Source organism: Corynebacterium sp. HMSC036D03, assembly GCF_001836185.1.
GTDB classification, from domain to species: domain Bacteria; phylum Actinomycetota; class Actinomycetes; order Mycobacteriales; family Mycobacteriaceae; genus Corynebacterium; species Corynebacterium simulans.
The window spans coordinates 288,622-296,241 of record NZ_KV827749.1; the positions used below are offsets into that span (position 1 = coordinate 288,622).

At 59.9% G+C, this 7,620-nt stretch carries 7 protein-coding genes and 1 tRNA gene; 2 read left to right on the forward strand and 6 right to left on the reverse strand.

Annotated elements, in window-relative coordinates; genetic code table 11:
* Positions 1-65 precede the first annotated feature (65 nt).
* Complete coding sequence (gene dxs, locus HMPREF2692_RS11000; protein WP_070433150.1) at positions 66-1,970, forward strand: 1-deoxy-D-xylulose-5-phosphate synthase; 1,905 nt, start codon at positions 66-68, stop codon at positions 1,968-1,970.
* 3 nt (positions 1,971-1,973) lie between these two features.
* On the opposite strand, the gene HMPREF2692_RS11005 is transcribed toward dxs, so the two are convergent.
* Together HMPREF2692_RS11005 and HMPREF2692_RS11010 are read right to left on the reverse strand one after the other, a co-directional pair.
* A complete protein-coding gene (locus tag HMPREF2692_RS11005) occupies positions 1,974-3,221 on the reverse strand; it encodes an HRDC domain-containing protein (protein WP_070823609.1) in 1,248 nt (415 codons plus the stop codon).
* Between the two features lie 40 nt (positions 3,222-3,261).
* Positions 3,262-3,882 carry a DUF3000 domain-containing protein gene (locus tag HMPREF2692_RS11010; RefSeq protein WP_061922858.1) on the reverse strand — a complete coding sequence of 207 codons (621 nt, stop codon included), beginning with the start codon at positions 3,880-3,882 and terminating at the stop codon, positions 3,262-3,264.
* A 218-nt stretch (positions 3,883-4,100) separates the two neighbouring features.
* Between HMPREF2692_RS11010 and hemQ the strand changes: the two genes are divergently transcribed.
* Positions 4,101-4,802 (forward strand): hydrogen peroxide-dependent heme synthase, encoded by a 702-nt coding sequence (gene hemQ, locus HMPREF2692_RS11015; protein WP_070456529.1) that lies wholly within the window; start codon positions 4,101-4,103, stop codon positions 4,800-4,802.
* A 58-nt stretch (positions 4,803-4,860) separates the two neighbouring features.
* Here hemQ and msrB read toward each other — a convergent pair whose 3' ends face one another.
* From msrB to HMPREF2692_RS11035, 4 genes are all read right to left on the reverse strand, one after another.
* Positions 4,861-5,274: a peptide-methionine (R)-S-oxide reductase MsrB gene (gene msrB, locus HMPREF2692_RS11020; RefSeq protein ID WP_070456532.1), complete on the reverse strand. Its 414-nt coding sequence runs from the start codon at positions 5,272-5,274 to the stop codon at positions 4,861-4,863.
* 10 nt (positions 5,275-5,284) lie between these two features.
* Positions 5,285-6,382, reverse strand: coding sequence for a glycosyltransferase family 87 protein (locus HMPREF2692_RS11025; protein ID WP_246818246.1), 1,098 nt, complete (start codon positions 6,380-6,382; stop codon positions 5,285-5,287).
* 130 nt (positions 6,383-6,512) lie between these two features.
* Positions 6,513-7,190 (reverse strand): dihydrofolate reductase family protein, encoded by a 678-nt coding sequence (locus tag HMPREF2692_RS11030; RefSeq protein WP_070823611.1) that lies wholly within the window; start codon positions 7,188-7,190, stop codon positions 6,513-6,515.
* Between the two features lie 98 nt (positions 7,191-7,288).
* Positions 7,289-7,360 (reverse strand) — tRNA-Val (locus tag HMPREF2692_RS11035).
* Between the last annotated feature and the right edge of the window lie 260 nt (positions 7,361-7,620).

Sequence of the window (7,620 nt, forward strand, 5' to 3'; positions counted from 1 at the left end):
TTAGCGCAGGAACGGGTACGGTAGAAAAGAAAAAGAACTGACAAGAAGGAGAAGAAGGCCGCTCCATGACCATTCTGGATACCATTGCGTCGCCTCGCGATTTGAAGGCTCTCTCCCCAGCACAACTGCGCCAGTTGGCTGATGAAATTCGTCAACGTCTGATTGAGAAGGTCTCCGTCACCGGCGGCCACCTAGGGCCTAACCTGGGCGTCGTGGAGCTGACCGTGGCCATCCACCGCGTGTTTGACTCCCCGCGGGATGCCATCGTTTTCGATACCTCCCACCAGTCCTACGTGCACAAGATGTTAACGGGGCGCACCGATCAGTTCGATACCCTGCGCCAGAAGGACGGTCTTTCCGGCTACACCGATCGCGGCGAGTCTGAGCATGACTGGACCGAGTCCTCCCACGCTTCTGCCGCGCTTTCTACCGTCGATGGCTTGTCCAAGGCCTTCAAGATCAAGGGTGAGAACCACCGCAACGCCGTGGCCGTCGTGGGCGATGGCGCGTTGACCGGCGGCATGTGCTGGGAAGCGCTCAACAACATCTCAGCCGATAAAGAACGCAACGCCGTCATCATCGTCAACGACAACGGCCGTTCCTATTCGCCGACCATCGGCGGTCTATCCGAGAACCTGGGCCGTATCCGTGCCCAGCATGGCTACGACGAGATCATGGAACAGGGCAAAAAGCGCCTGAAGTCCATGGGCTGGGTCGGCGAGCGCACCTTCGATGCGCTGCATGCCATCAAGGACGGCGTGAAGTCCACCGTCATGCCTACCGAGATGTTCCCAGAGCTTGGCATTAAGTATGTTGGCCCCATTAATGGCCACGACATCGACGCCGTGGTGCGCGCGCTTTCCTACGCCCGCGACTACGACGGCCCAATCATCGTCCACACCGTAACGGAAAAGGGCCACGGCTTTGCCCCAGCCGTCAACGAGCCGAAGGATCAGATGCACTCCACCGGTGCCATCGACCCAGTCACCGGCGTGGCAAAGGGCCAGAAGCAGCCGGGTTGGACCGCAGCTTTTTCCGAGGAACTCATTAAGGCGGCAGAAAACCGTGAGGACATCGTGGCGATTACCGCTGCCATGGCAGGTCCTACCGGCCTGGCGCCTTTTGAGGAGCGCTTCCCAGAGCGCTTCTTCGACGTCGGCATCGCAGAGCAGCACGCGATGGCTTCTGCCTCTGGCTTGGCGCTAGCCGGCATGCACCCGGTGGTTGCCATCTACTCGACCTTCCTGAACCGTGCCGTGGACCAGGTCATCATGGACATCGCGCTGCTGAAGCTGCCGGTGACCATTGTCTTGGACCGCGCTGGCGTCACCGGCTCCGACGGCCCTTCCCACAACGGTGTGTGGGACATGGCCCTGATGAGCATCGTCCCAGGCATGCGCATCGCCGCTCCTCGCGACGGCGCCCGCCTGCGCGAGCTGTTCAACGAGGCCCTCGAGGTCAACGACGGACCAACCGTCGTGCGTTTCCCCAAGGGCAACCTGCTTGATGACATCGAAGCAGTGGACCAGCTTTCCGACGGTGTGGACATCATCTACTACAACGATGCTGAGGAAGCTGCCTCCGATGTCCCAGACATCCTGCTCGTTGCCATCGGCGCGATGAGCACCCGTTCCCGCAACGCCGCGAAGCTGCTCGAAGAGCGCGGCTACAACGTCACCGTCGCCGACCCGCGCTGGGTGGTTCCGGTACCGCAGTCCCTGGTTGGCCTCGCGGCAGACCACGACCTCGTGGTCACCGTCGAGGACGGCATCATCCGTGGCGGCATCGGCTCCATGATCGCAGAGGCGCTGAATGCCGCTGAGGTGGATACGCCGCTGCGCCGCATGGGCGTGGCCAACTACTTCCCACGCCACGCAAGCCGCGGCGAAGTGCTGGAGGAAAACAGCCTCACCCCGGAGGAAATCGCCGCAGCCGTCGAGGACTGGCTGGGTACCATCACCGAAGGCTAGGGCCTAGCTGCCGGAATAATCGAGCCCTTCTTCCAGAATCGGTTGAAGGAGCTCGATTTGCCATTCTCTGGCTCCTTCATCCCGTAGGAAAGGCGCGATATCGCTTTCGTCTGTGACGAGTCCGCCCACGGAACCCTCGCGTCGTGCCTGCGGCGGGCAGCCAGCGGCCCACACCACCGCACGCAACGTGGCGGGCTTGATGATGATTTCCCACGGCATGCCCAATTCCTCACCGAGCTCTTCGCAATCGGTGCGCAGGTCCTGGAACACTCGCCACAGATGCGGGTGGTCTTTGTTCCACACCGTCTTGGAAGGAACGCGGGAAGGCTCCCGCTTCTTGCTCGGCCACTCGCGCCGATCTATCTCGCGCGCCTGTTGGACTACCGCCAGCCACTGCAGGCCCGCCCCGTGGCGCTTGCGCGGCACGCCCTTGATGCGGGCAAAATCGCGGGGAGAATCGGGCAGCTGGCGTGCGATGTCCACGAGCACGCGGTGCGGCAAGACGCGGTTTGGTGCGGTGTCAGTCTCACGGGCAATCTTCTCCCGCTTGGTCCACAGCAGCTTCGCCACGATGAGCTGTTCCGACTTGTGAAGGGCCTTGAGCCCCTTGAGCCCGCGCCAGGTACGTGGCGCCGGCTCCTTGATGCCGGCATGCTCGGCCACGATTGCCGCGAATTCTTCATAGGCCCAGTCGAGTTTGTCTTGCTCAGCCAAGATATCGCGCAAGGCCTCCGCGAGCTCTAAGAGCAACTCGACGTCGAGGGCCGCATAGGCACGCAAGTCCAGGCTCAAGTTCGGCTCAGACCAGTCAGCATCGCCGTAGCCTTTTTCTAGCTCGACGTCGAAAAGCTCTGCAACCATGGAGCCTAAATTCGCATGCTCAAACCCTGCCATGCGGGCGGCGAGTTCAGTATCAAAAAGAGTGCCTGGATATAGCCCCAACCAGGCCAGGCACGGCAAATCTGAGGGCGCGGCGTGGACTACCCACGCGGAATCATTAAGCACCGGCGCAAGCGCTGCCGTGAGCTGTTTGCGTTTACCCTCCGGTGCAAAGAGGAAGGTTCCGGCGCCTTTGCGGCGCACCTGAACCAAAAATGCGCGGTCATCATATCGATACGAGGACGCACGCTCAGTATCGATAGCGAAAGGGCCCTCGCCAACTGCCAGCGCACTAGCCGCGGCTTTAAACTCCGCCGCGGTGCGCAAAACCTCTGGAGTGCCTTCCGCCGGTCTGGTCCGCAATTCAGTCATAGTAGCCAGCCTACAAGTCTGGTGTGACACGGAGCCGTAGTTAACGTCCGAGCTCTGTAACGCCCTCCGGAGGCAGGCCGGCGACGTTCGCGAGAACCTGGGCAAAGGCCTCAACGTGCGGGGTTAGGTTCAGATCCGCAGCAGTCCAGGAGGCGCGCATCTCCAACTGGTAGGCGCGCGGCGGGCCGCCGATCTCGCCGTAACGGACAGAGGCGGTCGAGGTAACCGTGCCGCCCAAGTTGGTGTGCGTTGCGCCGTTGGCCTCCATGGCCTCGTTGAGCCACTGCCAAGCGACGTCGGGAAGCAGCGGGTCACCCGCGACCGCATCGTCCATATCTGCCTGGATATAGGCCACCAGACGCATAGCACCTTCCCATGCCTCTTCGGCGCCGGGATCGTGCAGGAGGATAAGGCGGCCGAAGGCATCGCCCTCGGCGTCCGTTGGAACCACGTCGGTGCCTTCCGCGGGGTCGCCAATTTCCAGGCCAACAGCGTGGCTATACGGCGCCAGGCGCTGCGGCGGGCGAATGGTGCCCAAAGTGATTTCGGGGCGCAGCTGTGCCGCGTGCATGGAATCTACAGCGGCATTGAAGACGGTGGGCGTCGTTGCCTCTTCCTGTGCGGAAGTGGCCTTGGCTGCGGCGTGCTCGTGCAGGCTCATTGGGGCGCCTGCCGGGGTGCTCGAAGTTGCGTCGGAATTGCTCACGAGGTTCAAGCTATAGTTTTCGGCTCGGAATAGGGCGAAGGCGCGCCGGAACTCGGTGAGCTGCCCGACAAATGAGGCAGGGCGGTGGCAGGGGAAATGGAAATGGCCGCCTATCCAACTTATGATGGATAGGTATTTCAACATGAATCCGCTTTTCAAGGAGACGGTCCATTATGGCGAAGGTTAACTTCCAAGAGCTCAACGCAGTACAGCAGTATTCCCAACACGCGGTGTTCAAGGTCATCCCGGGTGCCCTGGGAACCGAGCGCGCGGACATCGTGACCCAGGCGCAGGAGTTCTTCACGGCTCTCGAAGCTGCAGGGAAGGTAACCGTCCGCGGAATCTATGATCTTTCGGGCATGCGCGATTCTGCCGATTTCATGATCTGGTGGCACGCCGAGCAGTTTGAGGACATCCAGAAGGCATTTGCGGACTTTCGCCGCGAGACTGTTCTCGGCCAAGTCTCTGAGGTGACCTGGGTGGGCAACGCCCTGCACCGTCCGGCAGAGTTCAACAAATCCCACCTGCCTTCCTTCATCATGGGTGAGGAACCAGGGGATTGGATTGCGGTCTACCCGTTCGTGCGTTCCTACGACTGGTACACCATGGATGAGGAAAAGCGCCGCCGCATCCTGATGGAGCACGGCATGCAGGCCCGCGACTACCCAGACGTGCGTGCGAACACCGTGCCATCCTTCGCGCTCGGCGACTACGAGTGGATCCTCGCCTTCGAGGCTCCAGAGCTAAACCGCATCGTCGACCTGATGTACCTGATGCGCTACACCGAGGCCCGCCACTACGTGCGCGAGGAGATTCCTTTCCACACCGGCCGTCGTGTCAAGGGCGTCGCCGAGCTCATCGCGGTGCTGCCTTAAGTAGGTTGCCTTAGGCTGCTGCCTAAAGCAACCTACTTAGGTATTTGGCAAACGCAGCCTAATCCTCGACGGGCTTTTCCTCGAGGTTGAGGCAGATCGAGTTGATGCAGTAGCGCTGATCCGTCGGGGTGTTATAACCCTCGCCAGTAAATACGTGGCCCAAGTGGGACTCACAGTTGGCGCACAACACCTCGGTGCGGGTCATGCCGTGTGAGGTATCAACTCTTTCGATGACGGCCTCTCCAACCAATGGGGAAAAGAAGGAAGGCCAGCCACAGTGGGACTCGAACTTTTCCGTAGAGCGGAAAAGTTCGGCTCCGCAGGCCTTGCAGGAGTACACGCCCTCGGTGGTGGTGTTGGTGTACTCACCAACGTGAGGCGCCTCAGTGCCAGCTTGACGCAGCACACGGTATTCCTCGGCGCTTAGCCGGTTGCGCCATTCAGTATCGGCAATGAGCTTGAAATCAGTCATGCCGGGAAGTCTAGACCTTGGTCTCATTCTGCCGCCACCATCCGGCAACCGATGCGGCAATCAAAACAATCAGCAGGCCCCAGCCAATTGTTGCGCTGAACACGGCCATCCAGTATCCCGCGGTGGGCCAGGGCACCGAAGTCCACTTGACTGGCGCGAGGAATAAAAATGCCACGCACCACGCCGGGACGGTATGGAATACCGAACGCGGCAGAAAAACGGTAAAGACCAGCGGGATAAGCCACATGGAGTAGTACTGCTGGCCCAGCGAGGACAGGAAGAAGATTCCCGCCATAATTGCGCCTGAGGTGGTCAAAGCCCAGAACACCGGTTCCGTATCGCGCCATTTGAGTAGGCCCAGGATGCTAAACGCGCACGCCGCGGCGGCGGCGAGCCAAACGGCGTAGAACGGGGCGTCGCCAAGCCCAAAATAAGCCTGCACGCCCGGCCACGAGCTGTTGGCGAAGTCGCGCGTTTGCCCGAGATAAGGCACAAGCTTGTCCAGGTAGCCGCTGGCGCCCGGGGTAAGCGGCCAAGCGACGGCGTTGAAGATGACCGGCACCGCGACGCTTAAGGCGGCACTTAGCCACCGCTTCTTTACCAGCGTTAGGAATAGCAACGGCCCAAACTGGGGTTTGATGAGGATGGCCAAGCCCAACACCAACCCCGCGATGATGTGGCTGCGGCGGTACGAATCCAAAATGCCCCAGAGGAATATCGCCATGGCCAAGAAGAGAATGCCGTTGATGTTGGTGAAGGCAAGGGTATTGGTCACTGACTCAGTGGCAAAAGCCAAGATGATGGAGGCCGGAAATTCCGGGCTGCGCAGGTTGCGTCCGACGAGTTTGATGAGGACGGCGAGGGCGCCGATGATAGCCAATGCATTGACCACAATGAAGCCGCAGCGCGCCACCGTGAGATCCATCCACCCTAAGGGCGAAAGTAAAAGCGTGGCGCCTGGATTGTAGAGATAGAGCGGATCGACATGCGTGTAGTCCTGCTCGTAGACGGGAATGCCTTGCAGGAAGCGGCGCATGGCCGAATGCACGGTAGTAAAGTCGTCGGTGGTGGTGCCGTTTAACGCGACGATGACAACGCGATGGAACACCAACAACAGTGCAATCGGCCAAGCCGCGGTTTTAAAAACCTTGATGCTTCGCGAGCCATACGAAGATTTTGTGTCCAATGGCAACGCGTCAGCAGTTGGAGAGAGACTCGGAGATTTCACGATGTGCAGTTTACGGGGCGTCTACTACGGCGTAGCGCAGAAACACCGTGCCGTCAGCGTCCGGGATTACGCTTTCAAGCGACAGGCTCAACGGCTGTGCATTAGCCGTTTCCTCATCCGGCGCGTGGACCAGCGGCTGGGAAACCGTGGGCGAAAGATGCGGGTCCAGGGTCAAATAGAGCTTGTCCACCATGCCTGCGGCAATGAAAAGGGAATAGATGCCTGGGCCGCCCTCGCAGCTAATGCGGGACCAGCCCTTCGCGCGAAGTGCCTCCACGACGGAAGGGATCGTGCCGTCACCAGTGCCTAGCAACGTGGCGCCGGCTTCCTCCAAACGCTTCGACGCGGTGGTGCCCAGGTTCTCGTCCGGGGTCAAAATGATGGGCGGAGTTCCAACATTAAAAAGCTTCGACTCCACATCTAAGTCGAGCGAGTTACTCATCACTGCAATGCGTGCCTTGCCAGGGGAGGAGCCCTCATAATCCTCGGCCTTGACCGTGCCTGAACCCACTACTGCGACGTCGGCCCACTCGCGCAGTGCTGCAAACAACGCGGCGTCGTTATCGTTGCCCATGGCATCCGAGGTGCCATCTATAGTGGCCGAACCAGAAAGGGTAGAGACCTCAATCAGACGGATTCCCGGCTCGTCAGGGCCGACCAACGTGGATACATCAATGCTTTCGCTCATGCCGGCCAGCCTAGTGGAGAAACAGCGCAGGAGATACAACGAGGAGATACAACAAAGCCGGCATCCTTCAATAAAAGATGCCGGCTTTAAGAAAGCGGTGGTCCTAGCTGGGATTGAACCAGCGACCTTTCCGGTGTGAACGGAACGCTCTCCCACTGAGCTATAGGACCGCGGTGCGGTGTTGAATCTACACCTAGGGCGGCGGCAACTCCTAATCGGTCTATTGAAGAGAATCCTAAAATCACATCGACGTAATTCGCTCGGTGAAAATCTCTATCAAACAGCGCTGTAAAAACAGCTAATTATCCTGCGGATTTGGAAACTTCGAAAGTGCGCGATAATGTTTCTACTCGCACCACGGCAGACGGTTGTTACACACAGCAGTTTGTATGATGCAATGCGGATGTAGCGCAGTTGGTAGCGCATCACC

Excerpts from the sequence above, each read along its gene's own strand:
- dxs (WP_070433150.1), top strand. The coding sequence starts at position 66 with ATGACCATTCTGGATACCATTGCGTCGCCTCGCGATTTGAAGGCTCTC.
- HMPREF2692_RS11005 (WP_070823609.1), bottom strand. The coding sequence starts at position 3,221 with ATGACTGAATTGCGGACCAGACCGGCGGAAGGCACTCCAGAGGTTTTG.
- HMPREF2692_RS11010 (WP_061922858.1), bottom strand. The coding sequence starts at position 3,882 with ATGAGCCTGCACGAGCACGCCGCAGCCAAGGCCACTTCCGCACAGGAA.
- hemQ (WP_070456529.1), top strand. The coding sequence starts at position 4,101 with ATGGCGAAGGTTAACTTCCAAGAGCTCAACGCAGTACAGCAGTATTCC.
- msrB (WP_070456532.1), bottom strand. The coding sequence starts at position 5,274 with ATGACTGATTTCAAGCTCATTGCCGATACTGAATGGCGCAACCGGCTA.
- HMPREF2692_RS11030 (WP_070823611.1), bottom strand. The coding sequence starts at position 7,190 with ATGAGCGAAAGCATTGATGTATCCACGTTGGTCGGCCCTGACGAGCCG.